A 17020-nucleotide genomic window follows, 5' to 3' on the forward strand; every position below is an offset into this window, starting at 1 on the left:
CCTTCACGTTTAAGGAGGTCGCGCGCCGGGCGCGGCTAGCAGGTGCGGAGGAACCGGTCGAGAACCCGCACGCCGAACTGTAGTCCGTCGACCGGAACGCGCTCGTCGATGCCGTGGAACAACGCCGAGAAGTTCAGGTCGGCGGGCAGCCGCAGTGGCGCGAAACCGAAGCAGCGGATGCCGAGCTGCGAGAACGCCTTGGCGTCGGTGCCTCCGGAGAGCATGTACGGAACGGGGCGCGCGCCGGGGTCCTCGGCGCGCAGCGCCGCTGACATGGCCTCGACCAGGTCCCCGTCGAAGGTGGTCTCCAGCGCCGGCTGCCGCTGGATGTACTCGATCGCGATGTCCGGGCCGATCAGCTCGCGCAGCTGCCGTTCCAGCAGCTCGGACTGACCGGGCAGGCTGCGGCAGTCGATGGTGGCGGTGGCCCGGCCGGGGATGACGTTGTCCTTGTAGCCGGCGCCCAGCCGCGTCGGGTTGGCGGTGTTGCGGATGGTCGCGCCGATGATGTTGGCGATCGGACCGAGCTTGGCGATGGCCGTCTCCGGGTCCTCCGGGTCCAACTCGACGCCGAGCAGGTCGGAGACCTCCTCCAGGAAGGCGCGCACGGTGTCGGTGACCACCACCGGGAAGCGGTGCCGGCCGATCCGGGCGACCGCCTCGGCGAGCGCGGTGACCGCGTTGTCGTCGTGCACCATCGAGCCGTGCCCGGGGCGACCCTTGGCGTGCAGCCGCAGCCAGTCGATGCCCTTCTCGGCGGTCTCGATGAGGTAGAGCCGCTGGCTGTCGTTGACCGAGTAGGAGAAACCGCCGACCTCGCCGATCGCCTCGGTGCAGCCGTCGAAGAGGTCGCTGTGGTTGTCCACCAGGAAGCGCGCGCCGTAGTCGCTGCCCGCCTCCTCGTCGGCGGTGTACGCGAGCACGATGTCACGTGGTGGTCGCACGCCGGTGCGCTGCCAGTGCCGCACCACGGCGAGCACCATCGCGTCGAAGTCCTTCATGTCGATCGCGCCCCGGCCCCAGAGGTAGCCGTCGCGCAGCTCGCCGGAGAACGGGTGCACCGACCACTCGTCGGCGTCGGCGGGCACCACGTCCAGGTGGCCGTGCACCAGCAGCGCGCCCCGGCTCGGGTCGGCGCCCGGGATGCGGGCCACCACGTTCGCCCGTCCCGGTGCGGACTCGTGCAGGACGGACTCCACGCCCACCTCGGCGAGCTTCTCCGCCACGTACTCGGCGGCGCGGCGTTCGCCGACGCTCGTGTCGTTGTCCCCTGTGTTGGTGGTGTCGATGCGCAGCAGGTCGCGGCAGAGGTCCACGACCTCTGCGGTGGGGTCGGGTCGGGCGGAGGCCGCATCGCTCGTCATCGCCTCTTCATACCAGTCGGCGCCGGCCGACCGCCCGGCGCACCGGTGCGGACGACCCCGCCCCGCCGGTGTGCCCGGAGCGGCGCATCGACGGGCCCGGTTTCGCCGACCCCGGGTTCGGGTACCGCCGCCCACGACCGTACGTCCCCTGCCGGAGCTTCCGCCCGCCAGTCGAGGAGGGCACCATGTCCGCCGTTCCCCTGCCGCCGCTGCCGCCCGCACCCGCGCCCGAGGAGGGCTACCGACCCGGTGGCCGCAACATCGCCGACATCGTCGACCGGGAGCACCGTCAGCTGCTGGCCCTGTTGGACCAGCTGAACGGCCCGGACGCCACCGGGCAGGAGGGACTGGCGGTGCTCACCGCCGCGCTGTCGCGCCACCTGTCCGCCGAGGAGCAGTATCTGCTACCGGCGGTACGCGCCGCGCTGCCGGACGCCGCCGAGCGGGTGGACGCCGAGATCAGCGCCGACGCCGGTCTGCTCGGCGCCCTGAAGGGCCTGACCGACGAGGCGTTGACCGAGGTCGCCGAGCGGGTTCGCCAGCACGTCGACGGGGTGGGCGCGCTCGTCACCGAGCTGCGCGCGGTCGCGACCGAGGAGGAGCTGATCCGGCTCGGCAACCGGCTGGAGATCGCCGAGGAGGCGGCACCGACCCGACCGCACCCGGGCACTCCGGCCACCCCTCCGTGGAACCGGATCGTCGAGCCGGCGGTCGGGGTGGTGGACAAGGTGCTCGACGCGGTGACCCGCCGGCCGACGTACCTGGCGGACCTGCCGCAGGCACCTCGGGAGTGAGGGACGACGGCGATCCCCAAGTGCATTCATTATCACCGATCCACTCGGGCTATTCCGCCGGCTGACGCGTAGTCCTACCGTCACGGTATGAACTTGGAGCTGCGTCACCTGCGGGTGGTCTGCGCGATCGCGGAGACGGGGAGTGTGACGAAGGCGGCGTCGGCGCTCGGCCTGGCCCAGCCGGCGCTGACCGCCCAGCTCCAGCGCATCGAGCGGACACTGGGCGGCCCGCTGTTCGACCGGGACCGGCGCGGCGCCCGGCCCACCGCGCTCGGTGAGCTGGTGCTGGCCCGGGCCCGGGTGCTGCTGCCGGCGATGAAGGGTCTGCAGGACGAGGCCGCCCGCCTGGCCGGGGCTGGCGACGCGCCGCCGTGTTACCGCTTCGGCGGGGTGAACAGCCCGATCCTGGGCCGGATGGTGCACCGGTTGGCCGCCGCGCAGCCGCCCGCCCAGATCACCACGTTCGCCTCCTGGTCGGTGGACGAGTTGGCGCAGTTGGTCGCCGGCGGCCGACTGGACTTCGCGCTCACCGGTGTGTGCGGCGACGCCAGCCCGTCGGGCGGGTTCGGGTTGAGCTGGCAGGAGGTGGCCATCGACCCGGTGCTGGTGCTGCTGCCCGAGACGCATTCCCTCGCGGCACACGACGAGGTGCGTCTGGCGGACCTGCGTCACGAACAGTGGGTGGCCGCCCCGGGCGACGGCTGCTTCGGCGACTGCTTCGCCGCCGCCTGCGCCCGCGCCGGCTTCACCCCCCGCAAGGTGTACGAGACCGACATCCGCGGCTGTGTCGACCTGGTGGACGCCGGTGTGGGGGTGGCGTTGTGCCAGGCGACGTTCCGTCCGGTGGCCGGGCTGGTGACCCGCCGGATCGCCGGCACACCGCTGCGCTGGCGGCTCCTGCTCGGCTGGCACCCGGACTCCCCCGCCGCCCAGGGCGCCGATCTGGTGTTGGAGACGGCCAAGGCGGCGTACGTCGACTCGCTGGCCCCGCATCCGGAATACCTGTCCTGGCTGCTGAGCAATCCGGGGTTCGGTGTGCGGCAGCCCAGCGGGATCCGACCGGTCTGAGCGGGTATTCCCGGCCGGTGGCGGTGCGAACCGCCGTTGGCCGGGTATCTGGCGGACATGACCGACCTCTACCCGCCCGCCGACGACCGCGAACTGCTCCGCGAGGCGGCTGCCGCGCACACCGCCGCCACCCGTGCGGTGGAGGCGTTCCTGCGCCGCCTGCCGGAGGTGCCCGACCCGGCGGCCGTCACCGAGTACGCCAACCTGCTCACCAGGGAGGACCAGACCCGCTCCGAACGGGACGCCGCCGCCGACGCGGCGGGGCTGACCATCGCCAGCCTGGAACCGGACCAGGGTCAGTAGCCGGACGCGACGGTGCCGTCCCCCGTGCGGGGGACGGCACCGTCGTACGTGGGCTCGGTCAGCGTTCGACGAGCGGGTCGTGCCCCAGGTCGAGCAGCGAGTGCCGCCAGGTGTCGTCGGCGTTGCCGCGCGACGGTTTGGCGTCCATCAGCTCGCGGATGCGTTCGACCGCCTCCCGCATCACCTCGATGTCCTCCGGGGTGAGGTCGACCTTGCGCTTGTTCAGCACCTTGAGGATCTCGCGGCCCGGCTGGGGCAGGTCGAGGGTCGGGTTCGGGCTGAACGACTCCTCCCCGGAGCCGCGGGTCAGCAACCACGTCCGCAGTTGCTCCGACGGGACGTTGACCTCGGCGTGGAAGTCCTCCCAGAGTACTTCCACCTCGGGGTCGAGCCGCGCTTCGCGTACCATCGGGTCTCCTCTCGCAGGCGGTGGTTCGTCCTGGCCGGTCTTCGGATGCAGGCCCTCCGCGGGCACCCGCGTCCGGCGGGGGTTCGCGGTGGGCGGCGCCAGGATCGGGTCGGGATGGTCGTCCTCGTCCCGGTGTCCCGCGGGCTCGTGCGGGTCCTCGGTTTCCCCTGGTCGCGCCGGCCCGCTCATCGCGGGTGCGTCGTCGTGGCGGCGGTGTACCCCCGCTCGCCCGCGGTCACGTCGAAGGTGAGCGCGCCGTCGCGGACGTCCACGGTGACCTTCTGTCCCGGTGAGATCGCCGATTCCAGCAGCATGCGGGACAGGTGGTTGTCCACCTCCCGCTGGATGACCCGACGCAGCGGACGGGCACCGAACTCCGGTTGGTAGCCGTGCTCGGCGAGCCAGTCGATGCCGGCGGTGGTGAACTCCACCTGCAGGTCCTGGGCGTGCATGCGGCGGCGGGTCTCCTCCAGCAGCAGCGCGGTGATGTCGCGCAACTGCTCGGCCTCCAGCCGGCGGAAGATGATGACCTCGTCGATGCGGTTGAGGAACTCCGGGCGGAAGTTCTCCTGCAGCCGGCGCATCAGCCGTTCACGCAGTTCGTCGTTCTCCTGCTCGCTGCCCACGGCCCCGCTGCCGAAGCCGACCGAGCGCTGGGCGCCGGTGATCAGCTCCGAGCCGAGGTTGCTCGTCATGATCAGTACGGTGTTCTTGAAGTTCACCGTGCGTCCCTGGCTGTCGGTCAGCCGCCCGTCGTCGAGCACCTGGAGCAGGATGTTGAACACGTCCGGGTGGGCCTTCTCGATCTCGTCGAGCAACACCACCGCGTACGGGCGGCGACGCACCGCCTCGGTGAGCTGGCCGGCCTCCTCGTAGCCGACGTACCCGGGCGGGGCGCCGACCAGCCGACTGACCGTGTGCCGTTCCTGGAACTCGCTCATGTCCACCCGGACCATCCGGTCCGCCTCGCCGAACAACGCCTCGGCCAGGGCGCGGGCCAACTCGGTCTTGCCGACGCCGGTCGGGCCGAGGAACAGGAAACTGCCCATCGGCCGCTCCGGGTCGGCCAGTCCGGCCCGGGAGCGACGGACGGCCTCGGCGACCGCGGAGACCGCGTCGTCCTGGCCGACCACCTTCTGGTGCAGTTGCCCCTCCAGGCGCAGCAGCCGGTCCCGTTCCTCCTCGGTGAGCTGGCTGACCGGGATGCCGGTGGACCGGGAGACCACCTCGGCGATCTCCTGCGGGCCCACCTCGGGCACCTGGGATCCGGACGAGCCGTCCTCCCCGTTCGCGCGGCGGATGTCCTCCTCCAGCTCGGAGATCCGGTCGCGCAGGGCCGACGCGCGCTCGTACTGCTCGTCGGTGACGGCCTGTTCCTTGTCCCGGCGTACCTCGTCGAGCTCCTGCTCCAACTCCCGCACGTCCGCGGCGGGCGTGCGGGTCCGCAACCGCACCCGTGCGCCGGCCTGGTCGATGAGGTCGATGGCCTTGTCCGGCAGGAACCGGTCGGTGACGTACCGGTCGGACAGTTCGGCGGCGGCGACCAACGCCTCGTCGGTGAAGCGCACCTGGTGGTGGGCCTCGTACCTGTCGCGCAACCCGCGCAGGATCGCGATGGTGTCGTCGACGCTGGGCTCGGGCACCAGCACCGGTTGGAAACGCCGGGCCAGCGCGGCGTCCTTCTCGATGCTCTTGCGGTACTCGTCGAGCGTCGTCGCGCCGATCACCCGCAACTCCCCGCGAGCGAGGGCGGGTTTGAGCATGTTGGACGCGTCCATTCCGCCCTCACTGCCGGCGCCACCCGCCCCGACCAGGGTGTGGATCTCGTCCATGAAGATGATCAGCTCGTCCCGGTGCGCCCGGATCTCGTCGATCACCTTCTTCAGCCGTTCCTCGAAGTCGCCCCGGTAGCGGGTACCGGCGACCAGGCCGGCCAGGTCGAGTTGGACGACCCGTTTGCCGAGCAGGGTCTGCGGCACGTCGCCGTCGCAGATCCGTTCGGCCAACCCCTCGACGATGGCGGTCTTGCCGACGCCGGCCTCGCCGATCAGCACCGGGTTGTTCTTGGTCCGCCGGGACAGGATCTCCACGGCCTGCTCGATCTCGTCGGCCCGTCCGATCACCGGGTCGATCTGGTCCATCCGCGCCAACTCGGTGAGGTCCTGGCCGTACTGGTCCAGGGTGGGCGTGCCGCGATCCGGCTTGGGCCCGGTCATCGGCCCGCGCTCGGCGTTGGCGGCCTGCAACGACTCGGGTTGGATCCGACCGGCGGCCAGCATCCGACCGGCCGGCGACTCCGGGTTGAGCGGCAACGCCATCAGGATGTGCTCGGGGCCGATGTAGTTGGCGCCCATCGCCCGGGACAACTGGTGGGCGTCGAGCAGCGCCCGCTTGGCGGCGGGGGTCAACGACAGGTTGGGCGGCACCTCGCCGCGCGGTGCGCCGTCGCCCTTCCCGCCGAGGGCGTTGAGCAGGGTGTCCGGGTCGGCTCCGGCCCGGCGTACCAGGTCACGGAGTTGTTCGCGTTGCAGCGCCGCCCAGAGCAGGTGGTCGGTGTCCAGGTCGCTGCTGTGGCGTTGCGCGGCCCGCCGGGCCGCGTCGGCCAGCATCTCCCGGGCGTCGGCGGTCATCAGTCGGGTGATGTCGACCCGGTGCGGCGGTCGGCGTCCTCCCTCGCCCCGACCGAAGTATCTGGCCAGGAATTCGTCCCACGGGTCGGAGCCGGTGTCACCGGGTCCCATCATGTCTGTCCTCCGCAGTAGGGCGCGGCACGGTCGGCAGGGGCTACCCGGCGCGCGCCCCGACAAACGCCGCGGGAGGCGGAGCACCGGCATTGCGGGAGTGGCGTCGGGCTGGGGCCGGCCGTTGGTGGCAGGCTGACGGGATGGATGAGACCCCGCTGCTGATCGTGGATGGCGCCAACGTGGTGGGCTCCCGCCCGAACGGGTGGTGGCGTGACCGTGCCGGGGCGGCGGCCCGTCTGCGCGACTCCCTCGCCCCGGTGGCGACCATCGGGCTGCCGGAACGGCTGCCCGCCCCGGTGGAGGTGGTGCTCGTGGTCGAGGGGGCCGCGCGGGACGTGCCGGGCACCGACGGCGTCCGGGTGGTCTCCGCACCGGGCTCCGGCGACGACAGCGTGGTCGACCTGGTCGCGGGCGCCCCGCGGCGGCGCCGGCTGGTGGTCACCGCGGACCGGGAGCTGCGCGAGCGGGTCACCGCCCTGGGCGCGGAGGTGTACGGGCCCCGTTGGCTGCGCGATAATTGAGAAGTTCTCGCACCGGGAGTCCCACAGAACGGACTCCCGGCACTTCAGGGCCCACACCGGACAGGCGGGCAGGAACACCGACAGGGCGGATGTTCTTTCGGCGCGGCCGATAGGCTCTAATGGAGATCTCCCCGCCCCCAGGAGGTTCCGCCGTGGCGAGCGTCGCCGAGCTGAAGGCTGCCATCGATGTCGCCCTCCAACAGATCGGTGACGGGCAGACAGCCGTGCAGGCCGCAGGCGAGAAACTGGCCGAGGCGCAGCAGACCCTCGCCGGTGCGCTGGAGGGCAGCGGGCACGAGACCGTGGAGGCGGCCCAGGCGTCGCTGACGCAGGCCAGCCAGGAGCTGGAGGAGTGTCTCGCCGCGACACTTGTCGCGGTCGAGCAGGCGCAGCTCTACGTCGCGACCCTGTAGGCCGTCGTGTCCATCATCGAGGACGTCGGGGGGCAGGTCCGCGCCGCCAGCGAGGAGTTCCCGGTCGCGCTGCTCGGGCAGGCGCTGGAGAAGTTCGGCCTGGCGGCGGAGCGGCTGCGCTGGGTCCGCCAGGAGTCGGCCAACCCGATGGGGGTGCCGGAGTTGTCCGCCGCCACCGAACACGCCGAGAGCGCCGGCTACGCGCTGCGCGTCGCCCAGGAACAGCTCTCGGCGTACCTGGCGGCGATCGGGCTCGGCGCGGACGGGTCTCCGGCGCCGCGCCCGGAGCAACGCGCTCCCCGACACGACACGCCACCGGCGGCCGGGCCGACCGCGGTCGCACCGGAGTCGACCGAGCAGGTTCGGATGCGCCGCTGGTGGTCGGTGCGGGTGGCGGAGCTGACCGGCGGGCGCGAGGGCTCCGACGACGAACCCGACGAGCGGGTGGGCGACTCCCAGGAGCTGCTACGCCGGGTGGTGGGTGGTGTCCGCTCCGGCGACCGGGACCGGCTGCGCAAGGAGCTGCGACGAGCCCCGGCCGACGTGGGGCTGGGCATGGCGGCGCTGGCGCCACCACTGCTGCGCGAGCTGGCCGGTGAGCTGCTGGGGCACCCGCCCCGCGCCGCCGACCTCCCTCGGCTGCGTGGCGAGTTGGACGGGCGCGTGCGCGACCTGCTGCCCGGGCTGCCGCCGCCGGTGTTGGAGACGCTGCTGACCCGGGTGTGCCGGATGCCGCCGCCGCGCGCCTCCGGGGAGCCGCCGCACGCCGCCGACTCCGCGGTGACCGCCGGCGTGGCGACCGGGCTGCTGCTCGCCCGCCTCGGCCGGGACCTCCCCTCGGGCCCGAAGGAGCCGGCGGGCGCGGGGCAACCGGGCGGCGGAGAACGACCAGGCGGGGCGGGGCACCGAGGCGCTGCGCAGCAACCGGCGCGGGCCGGTCGACCGGCGGGCACCGGCCAGTCGAGCGGGGCTGGGCAGTCGAGCGGGGGCGGGCAGTCGAGCGGGGGCGGGCAGTCGGGCGGGGCTGGGCGGGCGGCGGGCACGGGTTCGCGCGCCGGCGGTGCGACGCAGCGGCCGGGCACTGCCAGTGCGCAGCGCTCCGAGGGCCTGCCGCCGCGCTCGGAGGGCCCGCCGCCGCGCTCGGAGGGCCCGCCGCCGCGCTCGGAGGGCCCGCCGCCGCACTCGGAGGGTCTGCCGCCGCGCTCGGAGGGTCTGCCGCCACGGCCCGATGAGCTGCCGCCACGGCCCGGTGGCCGGGCGCCGCGCTCGGGCAGCCCGTGGCGGGACGCGCCCACCCGTCGGGGCTCCGATGGCTGACCGGCGCGGTCAGCTGGCCAGGCGCGTCCGGGACACCCTGGCCGAGGCGTTGGGCGCCACCCGTACCCGGCTGTCCGCCGCGCAGGCGGAGCTGACCGCCGGGCGGGAACGGCTGGCCCGGGTCCAGCGGGCGGCGGCCGTCGTACCGGAACGGGTGGGCGCCCAGCGGGACCGCCGCATCGCCGACATCGACGCCCGCTACTCCGCCCGGATCGCCGAGCTGGCCCGGCGCGCCGCCGACGCCGCCCGCCAGGAGGCGCCCGGCTGCGCGGGTGCCGACTGGGCGGGGTGGGCACCGACGCCGACCCGGCGGGCGGAGCCACCCGGCGCGCTGCGGGTCGGCACGGTCCGGATCGACGGCGTCGACTCGGTGCCCGCGCTGGTGCCGCTCCTCGACGCCGGCCACGTGCACCTCTCCGGAAACGACCGGGCCGGCTGCGACGCGGTGGTGTCCGCGTTGTTGCTGCGGGCCGCCGGCCGCGCCGCCCCCGGCGCGGTCCGACTGACCGGGTACGACCCGGAGCAACTCGGCGGGGGCCTGGCCGGGTTCGCACCGCTGGGCACGGCGGGGCTGCTCACCTTCGTCGGCCCCGGCGGGCTGGGTCCACTGCTGGACGACCTGGTGGAGCAGATCCGCAGGATCAACGAGACGGTCCTCGCCGGCGAGTACGCCTCGCTGCGGGAACTGGCCGCGGCGACCGGCCGACGACCCGAACCGTGGCGGGTGGCGGTGCTGCTCGGCGGTGACGAGCTGAACCGGCACGAGCGCGGCCAGCTGGACCGGGTCGTACGGGCCGGCCCGGCGTGCGGAGTGCACCTGGTGGTGCACGGTGTGCCGGTGCCGGACGATCCGACAGTCACCCGGGTGGTGGCCGGGGCCTCCGGTGCGCGCATCGGCGGGTCGGCCGGGCTGCCGATCCGCCTGGACCCGCCGCCACCGGCGACGCTTGTCACCGAGACCTGCCGGGAGATCGCCGCGCAGGTCAACGCGGGCCCGCCACCGACCCCGTTCGCCGATCTGCTGCCGCCGCCCGAGCTGATGTGGCGGGAAGACTCCGCGGACGGGTTGACCGCGCCGATCGGTGAGGGGCCGCAGGGCCGGCCGGTGCGGCTGACGTTGGGTGACTACCCGCCGCACGCGCTGATCGGCGGGCCGTCCGGCACCGGCAAGACCAACCTGATCTTCGCGTGGATCGGGGCCCTCGCTGCCCGCTACTCCCCCGCCGAGCTGGAGTTCTACCTGCTGGACTTCAAGGAGGGGGTGTCCTTCGCGCGGTTCGCGCAGGGCCGGCGCGACCCGAGCTGGTTGCCGCACATGCGCCTGGTCGGCATCAACGTCAACACCGACCGGGAGTTCGGGTTGGCGCTGCTGCGGTTCCTCGCCGAGGAGCTGCGCCGGCGGGCCGACGCGGCCAAGAAGCACGAGGTGACCAAGCTGGCCGAGCTGCGGGCCGTCGACCCGAACGGGCACTGGCCACGGATCGTCGCGGTGGTCGACGAGTTCCAGATGCTGCTGGCCGGTCGGGACGTGGTCGCCCGGGAGGCGGCCGACCTGCTGGAGGACCTGGCCCGGCGCGGCCGGTCGCAGGGCATCCACCTGGTGCTCGCCTCGCAGGACGTGCGGGGCATCGAGGCGCTGTGGGGCCGCCCGGCGTTGGTCGCCCAGTTCACGCTGCGCATCGCGTTGCCCAAGGCGCTGCGGATCCTCGCCGAGCGCAACGACGCGGCGCAGTCGCTGCCCCGCTGGCATGCGGTGGTCAACGCCGAGTCGGGCATGGTGGAGGGCAACGAGGTCGCCCGGATCCCGTCGGCCAGCGACTGGGAGACGTGGAGCGGCCTGCAGCACCGGCTGTGGCGGATGCGCCCGCCCGACGCGGCGCCGGCCCGGCTCTTCGACGGCGACGCGATCCCCCGGCTGGCCGACGCACCGGACTTCCGGGCGCTCACCGTCCCCCCGGACGGGAGCGTGCCGCGCAGCCCGGTGGCCCTGCTCGGCGAGATCATCGACGTGCAGTCCCGTTCGGCGGCGCTGCGGCTGCCGCGCGCACCGGGGCGCAACCTCGCGGTGCTCGGCACCCGCGTGGACGAGGCGTGCGCGGTGCTCGACGCGGCGGCCCGGTCGCTGGCCCGCCAGCACCCGCCGGGCACCGCCCGGTTCTCCATCGCCTGCCTCGACGCGGACGCCGACCCGATGGCCCGTGCCCTCTACGACGACCTGGCCGACGACGCCGCCTGGTACGACGACGAGACCGTGGGCGAGCTGATGGCCGAGACGGCCGACGGGCTGACCGGGCCGGGCAGTCCGCACTACCTGCTGCTGTTCGCGGTCGACGCGGCGGCCGGCACACTGGCCGCCCGTGCGGGCCGACGCACCGGCCTGGAGCAGCTACGCCGGATCCTGCACGACGGGCCGGAACGGCGCACGCACGTGCTGGCCTGGTGGCGGGGGGTGGCCCGGATGCGCGCCGACCTCGGCGGGCCGGCCGCCCGCACCGACCAGATCGGGGCCTGGGTGGCGCTGGACGCACACGGTGGTGAGCTGGGTTCGTCGCTCTACCCGGGCACCGGCGGCCCCGACTGGTATCCCCGCCCCTGGCGGGGGCTCTTCTTCGACCGGGCCGTCCACCGCACCGGACAGGTGATCATCCCCTATGGACCGTCGCGGTGAACGAGCCAGTGGCCAGTGAGACGTACGCGGCGCAGTTGCGGCGACTGGCCGAGCTGACCGCACGGGTGCAGGAGCAGCGTGCCGAGGCGCACACCTGGTACGAGCGGCAGTGCGCCGCCGCCGAACAGGCCGTCGCCGACGCCGCCGAGCAGGTCCAGGACGCCGAGGTGGAACTCGTCGAGGCGCGCGAGCAGCAGGAACGGGTCGACGCCGAGGTGGCACACCTGTGGCAGCAGGTGCGTACCCGCCTCGGTGCCCGTCGCCTCGGCGGCCCGCCCGCTCCCGCGGCCAGTGACGGGGGCACCGACGCGGTGCTGCTGCTCACCCGCGCCCGGGACCTGCTCGACCGGGCCGGGCAGCCGGGTGAGCTGCCGGGTTCGGTCAACCCGCTGCTGGCGCTCTGCGGGGTGGCCGGCGCGGTGCTCGCGTACGCGCTGGGGGCCGGGGCGCGGGCGTTGGGCGTCGGGTACGGCGGCGACCTGGCGGTCGGGCTGCCGGTGCTGGCACTTGTGGTGACCCTGCTCGGGCCGCTGGTCGGCCTGGTGCCGGCGCGGGTGCTGGCCGACAGGCGGCACGCGGTGCTCGGCCCCCGGCCGATCACGGTGGTCATCGGCGCCGGGGTGCTGACCACCGCGCTGCTCCTGGCGCTCGGCCGCTGACCGGTCGGCGCGTCCACAAAGGGCTGTCGAGAAGCCGACCGCCGGTGCGACGAAGCTCAACGCGCGATCTTCGATACGGTACGTCAAATGGTCAGCTTCCTCCTCAGTCACCGCGCCGCCGACGACAGCGTCGTCGCGCGCCTGCTCGATGACGCGCTGACCGCTCGATTCGGCAGCGGCAGCGTCGTTCGCGACGACCCCGGTGCGGTCATCTCCGCCGCCGAGCGGCGGCTCCGCCTGTCAGCCTCGGCGGCACTCATCGTCGTGATCGAACCTCGCTCACCCGGCGAGTCGGCAGTCTTACCGGGCATCAGCCGCCGGACGATCGCAGCCGCCCTCACCCAGCAGGTTCCGGTCATCCCGGTGCTGGTGGACAACGCCGAACTGCAACGCGGCACGCGCCTGCCCGAACCGCTCAGGCCGCTTGGCCAGCAGCACTACCGGCGGGTCCACAGGACCAGCGCGCCGGCGGACATCGGCTACCTGGTCGACGACCTGGCGACGAGTTTCGCCCCGGAGACCGCACCGGCCGGGCCCGCGATCCCCCTGATCCTCAGCGCGGAGCCGGTGCGGTGGTTCATGCCGCCCCCCAGCCACGGGCCGTCGGCGGCGATCGTCTACTCGACCCGTCAGGATGGTCTGGAGGTCGCGGACAGTGGCCGGCTGATGGCGTGGTGGCACCCGGGGTTCATGGCCCGATACGCGACGCGCTACGAGGTGGACATCAGCGACCACTCGGTCGTCGTCGACCTCCGGCTGCCCACCGAGGGCGGCGCGTACCACTTCGAGGCGTCGATCGCCGTCGGCTTCCGGGTGACCGATCCGGCGCGGATCGTCCGACGCGGGGTCAGGGACGCCGCGGTCCTGGTCCGCGAATTCCTGCTGGGCACCTGCCGGCCGATCACGTCGCGGTACGCCATCGACGAGGTGATCCGAGCCGAGGCAGCCATACGCCGACGGCTCGGTCAGGACACGTCCGTTCCCGACGGCATCACCCTCCGCCTGAAAAGTGTGCGGCTGTCCCTCGACGAACGAGTCGGTCGCTATGTGCGGGAGCGCGAGTGGAAGCGAGCGCAGGACGACAGGCGCGAGCGAGCCGAGCAGCGGCCGGAGCGAGCCCGAAGGGCCGATGCCGGCGAGGAGACCAGCGGAATCAGGATCTGGCCCGCCGGCCACGACCTCGGTGAGCTCGCCCGTGGTAACCATGCCATGGCTCTCGGCCGTGACGTCTACGCCAGCGAGGACCGGGCGATACCGACGTTCACCGGGCCGCCGACCTCGTCACTTCCGGACGTCACCCGGGCGCCGGAGCGGCTGTTGGTGGCGCGCGCGCCCACCCAGGTCCCGGCGGGACGGGAGCTGAGCGTCGAGGTCCGGCTCGTCAGCGAGGGGCGATCGGTTCATCCGGACGCCGTGACGGCACGGATACGGAGCTTCCTCGTCGCCGACGCCGGCACACCGGTCACCGTGACCGTCCACGCGCCCGCCGGCCTGCACGCCGAGGGCCCGCTCCAGCAGACGGTGCTGGTCCTGCCGGACGACGATCCGGACCCGATCCGGTTCGGTTTCGGGGCGCGTACCCCGGGTCTGCATCGCGTCGACGTGACGGCTTGGGCCGGCGGCACGTTCCTCGGTGAGGTGTCGGTGGAGGTCTCCGTCGCGGATGGTGGGCCGTTCCGCGACGGCCAACCGAAGACGGCGCCGATGGGCGCGCCGCAGGCGCGGCCGGGCGAGGTGACCATGGAGGTCCGGTTCGACGGCAGCCGGTACACCTTCCAGTTGCGCTCCGAGGCGGCGCTGTTCGCCCCGGTCGTCGAGTCGGTCACGAACACGCCGAACGCCGCCGTGGAGAACGCCATCCGGGAGTTGCAGCAGTTGGCCGGGGGTGGTTCCCGCTACAGCGCGCCGATGGCCCGCGAGGTCATCCGGTCGGCGGGGATCCAGCTGTGGTCGGAGCTGGTGCCGGCCGACGTGCGGGACCAGTTCTGGCAGGTCGGCGCCGACATGAGCGCCTTCACGATCGCCACCGACCACGACGTGGTCCCGTGGGAACTGCTCTATCCGCTCAGCGCCCAGCGCGATGCCGGTTTCCTCGTCGAGCAGATACCCGTGGTCCGCCGCACCTACGGTCAACGCCGGAACGCGACGATCGGCCTGCGCGACCCGCGCTTCGTGGTGCCCACCAGGGCCCCCACCGGCGCGCGCGAGGAGATCGCCACCATCCGCGCGATCCTCGGCGCTGACGACAGCGAGTCCATCACCAGGGCCGACGAACTCCTTGCCCTGATCAATTCGGGGGCGTTGGGGGCGACCCACTTCGCCTGCCACAACACCTTCTCGGCGGACGGCTCGTTCATCGACATGGACGGCGGCCGGTTCAAGCCGACCCTGCTCGCCGAGGCCAGCATCCGGAAACTGCTGGCGGAGACCGGCCCCCTCGTGTTCATCAACGCCTGCCGCAGCGCGGGCGTGGCCCCGACGTACACCAAGATGCTCGGCTGGGCGCAGCAGTTCATGTCGTCCGGAGCGGGCGCTTTCGTCGGCACGCTCTGGGCGGTGCGCTCGGACAGCTCGGCGCGCTTCGCGACCGCGTTCTACCGCTCCCTCGCCGACGGCGCCACACTCGGCGCGGCGGCCCTCGCCGCACGGGTCGAGCAGCAGGATGATCCGCTCGACCCGACCTGGCTGGCCTACACCGTGTACGGCGACCCGTTCGCCACCGCCGCCGTCTGAGCGGTCGGCAGTTCAACTCGTGCAGGAGGATGGTGCGGCATGGACGTGACCGACTACAGCGTGCCCGTCGAGGAACTGGTGTCGGCGGTGAAGTACGCGGTGGAGCAGGCGGGCATCTCCACGACCGACGAGGGCCGGGACCTGCGGGTCGCCTCGGTTCAGCTGATCCTGAGCGCGGTCGTCACCACGAAGGGCGGCGGTGGCGTGGACTTCCGGGTCCCGGTGATCGGCTGGAAGGTCAAGGTGGCTGGCAGCCGCGCCCACCAGAAGACCCACACGATCGACATCACGCTCGTCGCCGAGGATCTCCAGGATCGGCACGAGCTGCGTCACAGCGCGGTCGCGGCGACCCTCGTGGACGCGATCGCCACGATCCGCGCGGTGGTCGCCGCCGGCAGCGGCGGCGATGACCCGCTGGTGCTGAAGGCCGGCACTGTGGAACTCGTCTTCGGCGTCACCGAGCAGGGCACGATCTCGGTCGGCGCGGAGGGCGAGCTGACCGACGAGATCACGAACACGCTCAAGATCGAGCTGGTCGCGGCCACCGCCGGGTAGCTCAGGCCGGGACCAGGACGGCCTCGCGAAGCAGGCGGCGGGTCAGGGTGACCCGGTCGGCGTCGTCGGGCAGCCCGGGCAGGTCACCGACGCGGGTCACCGCGCCGCTGAGCAGGACACGAACCGCCGCCGCGCACTCGGCGGGCAGGGTGATGGTGCGGTCGAACAGCCGCAGCGCCACCGTGTCCGATCCGTGTGGCGCCAACTGCCAGCGCAGGCCGGGCCGCAGGGTGACCCGCGTGTCGGCGGTCAGTGCGGCCAGCGCGTCGGCCTGGGCGAGCGGTCGGATCGGTGCCGGGCGGGCAGCCGGCCAGGCCCGTTGGCGCAGCCGCGCGGCGACCGCGCCCGGGTCGGCGCGCAGCAGCCAGTCGCGCAGCGCCTCCACCGTCTCGGTCAGCTCCGGCTCGATGGCGTCGGGGTCGGCGACGTCGGTGCCGAACGGCAGGGTGGCCCGCAGCCGCTGGTCCTCGGCTGCCAGCGCGAGCAACTCCTCGACCAGGGCGTAGCGGGTCAGCGCCCGGATGCCCACGGTCAGGTGCAGCGAGCTGGCGTCCTGCGCCTGCGCGCTGTGCAGCCAGCCCCGGGGCAGGTAGAGGGCGTCGCCGGGGGCGAGCACCACGTCCAGCGCGGCGGGGCCCTGCGCGGTCGCACCGACCTCGTCGGCGCGGCCACCCCACTGCTGCTTCTCCAGCGGGTCGGGCAGCACGGGCGGGTGGATCCGCCAGTGTTTGCGGCCGTCGACCTGGAGGACGAACACGTCGTGCGTGTCGTAGTGGGTGGCGAAGCCCTGGCTGCCGGCCGGGGTGAGGTAGGCGTTGATCTGCAGCGGCTGGTTGAGCGCGAGGCCCAGGTCACGGGCGAAGTCGACGAGGGGTGGCCAGATCCGGTGCAGACCCTGCAACACCAGTGTGGCGCCGGAGGCGTACTGCTCCAGGACCCGCTCGTCGAGCACCTGGTCGCCGATCTCGGCGCCGGCACCACCGCCGCCGGTCCAGCGCGCCGAGGGCACCAACTGGCCGTCCTTGGCGACCCGCAGGAACGGGGTACGCAGACCCCGCCGGCTCAGCAGCTCGTCGGCGTCGGCGGGACTGAGCAGGTCGGTGAAGCCGGCCGGGTCGGGCAACTCGGCGGCGCGGGACAGCAGCGGGGTGTGGCCCCAGTGCGCGGCGGCGAACTTGGCCGGTTCGACCGAGACGCAACGGGCCAGGGCGGCGGCTGCGGACGGAACCGCCGGGCGGCCGTGGCCGCCCGGCGGGTCGAGGTGCGTCATGGTGTGCCGCTACCGTGCGCTGCCGTCGGCGCCACCGTCCTGCTGACCCGGCGTCGCACCGCCGTCGGCGGGACCTTCCGCGCCACCGTCAGCGCCACCGTCGTGCTGACCGGGGGTCGCACCACCGTCGGCCGGGCCCTCCGCGCCACCGTCAGCGCCACCGTCCTGGTGACCGGGGGTCGCACCACCGTCGGCCGGGCCC

The 17020-nt window shown here is 73.5% G+C and carries 13 protein-coding genes and 2 pseudogenes; 10 read left to right on the forward strand and 5 right to left on the reverse strand.

Annotated elements, in window-relative coordinates; genetic code table 11:
• Positions 1 to 35: 35 nt before the first annotated feature.
• Complete coding sequence (locus ACGFIQ_RS17865; protein WP_357074137.1) at positions 36 to 1364, reverse strand: M20/M25/M40 family metallo-hydrolase; 1329 nt, start codon at positions 1362 to 1364, stop codon at positions 36 to 38.
• Positions 1365 to 1549: 185 nt separating this feature from the next.
• Here ACGFIQ_RS17865 and ACGFIQ_RS17870 point away from each other — a divergent pair, with 185 nt between their 5' ends.
• From ACGFIQ_RS17870 to ACGFIQ_RS17880, 3 genes are all read left to right on the forward strand, one after another.
• Positions 1550 to 2158, forward strand: a complete 609-nt coding sequence (locus ACGFIQ_RS17870; RefSeq protein WP_393244800.1) for a hemerythrin domain-containing protein — start codon at positions 1550 to 1552, stop codon at positions 2156 to 2158.
• Between the two features lie 87 nt (positions 2159 to 2245).
• The gene (locus ACGFIQ_RS17875) at positions 2246 to 3226 is read left to right on the forward strand and encodes a LysR family transcriptional regulator (RefSeq protein ID WP_393244802.1); all 981 of its coding nucleotides are present in this window, start codon (positions 2246 to 2248) and stop codon (positions 3224 to 3226) included.
• A gap of 57 nt (positions 3227 to 3283) precedes the next feature.
• Positions 3284 to 3529 carry a hypothetical protein gene (locus ACGFIQ_RS17880; RefSeq protein WP_357074146.1) on the forward strand — a complete coding sequence of 82 codons (246 nt, stop codon included), beginning with the start codon at positions 3284 to 3286 and terminating at the stop codon, positions 3527 to 3529.
• Positions 3530 to 3587: 58 nt separating this feature from the next.
• Here the strand turns inward: ACGFIQ_RS17880 and ACGFIQ_RS17885 are convergent, their stop codons facing one another.
• Together ACGFIQ_RS17885 and ACGFIQ_RS17890 are read right to left on the reverse strand one after the other, a co-directional pair.
• The gene (locus ACGFIQ_RS17885; protein WP_393244805.1) at positions 3588 to 3938 is read right to left on the reverse strand and encodes a DUF3140 domain-containing protein; all 351 of its coding nucleotides are present in this window, start codon (positions 3936 to 3938) and stop codon (positions 3588 to 3590) included.
• A gap of 185 nt (positions 3939 to 4123) precedes the next feature.
• Positions 4124 to 6682 (reverse strand): ATP-dependent Clp protease ATP-binding subunit, encoded by a 2559-nt coding sequence (locus tag ACGFIQ_RS17890; RefSeq protein ID WP_393244807.1) that lies wholly within the window; start codon positions 6680 to 6682, stop codon positions 4124 to 4126.
• 140 nt (positions 6683 to 6822) lie between these two features.
• Here ACGFIQ_RS17890 and ACGFIQ_RS17895 point away from each other — a divergent pair, with 140 nt between their 5' ends.
• From ACGFIQ_RS17895 to ACGFIQ_RS17925, 7 genes and pseudogenes are all read left to right on the forward strand, one after another.
• Positions 6823 to 7203, forward strand: coding sequence for a hypothetical protein (locus tag ACGFIQ_RS17895; RefSeq protein WP_357074157.1), 381 nt, complete (start codon positions 6823 to 6825; stop codon positions 7201 to 7203).
• 152 nt (positions 7204 to 7355) lie between these two features.
• On the forward strand, positions 7356 to 7616 hold the full coding sequence (locus ACGFIQ_RS17900) for a hypothetical protein (RefSeq protein WP_030504016.1): 261 nt from the start codon (positions 7356 to 7358) through the stop codon (positions 7614 to 7616).
• A gap of 6 nt (positions 7617 to 7622) precedes the next feature.
• Positions 7623 to 8640 (forward strand): annotated as a pseudogene (locus ACGFIQ_RS17905) (hypothetical protein); the annotation flags it as partial.
• A 285-nt stretch (positions 8641 to 8925) separates the two neighbouring features.
• A complete protein-coding gene (locus ACGFIQ_RS17910) occupies positions 8926 to 11601 on the forward strand; it encodes an FtsK/SpoIIIE domain-containing protein (RefSeq protein WP_393245431.1) in 2676 nt (891 codons plus the stop codon).
• The gene (locus tag ACGFIQ_RS17915) at positions 11598 to 12260 is read left to right on the forward strand and encodes a hypothetical protein (RefSeq protein ID WP_393244810.1); all 663 of its coding nucleotides are present in this window, start codon (positions 11598 to 11600) and stop codon (positions 12258 to 12260) included. The genes ACGFIQ_RS17910 and ACGFIQ_RS17915 overlap by 4 nt, the downstream gene beginning before the upstream one ends.
• 87 nt (positions 12261 to 12347) lie before the next feature.
• Positions 12348 to 14993 (forward strand): CHAT domain-containing protein, encoded by a 2646-nt coding sequence (locus tag ACGFIQ_RS17920; protein WP_393244812.1) that lies wholly within the window; start codon positions 12348 to 12350, stop codon positions 14991 to 14993.
• 39 nt (positions 14994 to 15032) lie between these two features.
• Positions 15033 to 15548: a trypco2 family protein gene (locus ACGFIQ_RS17925; protein WP_393244814.1), complete on the forward strand. Its 516-nt coding sequence runs from the start codon at positions 15033 to 15035 to the stop codon at positions 15546 to 15548.
• 1 nt (position 15549) lies between these two features.
• On the opposite strand, the gene ACGFIQ_RS17930 is transcribed toward ACGFIQ_RS17925, so the two are convergent.
• Complete coding sequence (locus ACGFIQ_RS17930; RefSeq protein WP_393244816.1) at positions 15550 to 16818, reverse strand: cupin domain-containing protein; 1269 nt, start codon at positions 16816 to 16818, stop codon at positions 15550 to 15552.
• Positions 16819 to 16827: 9 nt separating this feature from the next.
• A pseudogene (locus ACGFIQ_RS17935) lies at positions 16828 to 17020 on the reverse strand (hypothetical protein); the annotation flags it as partial.

The organism is Micromonospora sp. NPDC048898 (genome assembly GCF_043198035.1).
GTDB lineage: Bacteria > Actinomycetota > Actinomycetes > Mycobacteriales > Micromonosporaceae > Micromonospora.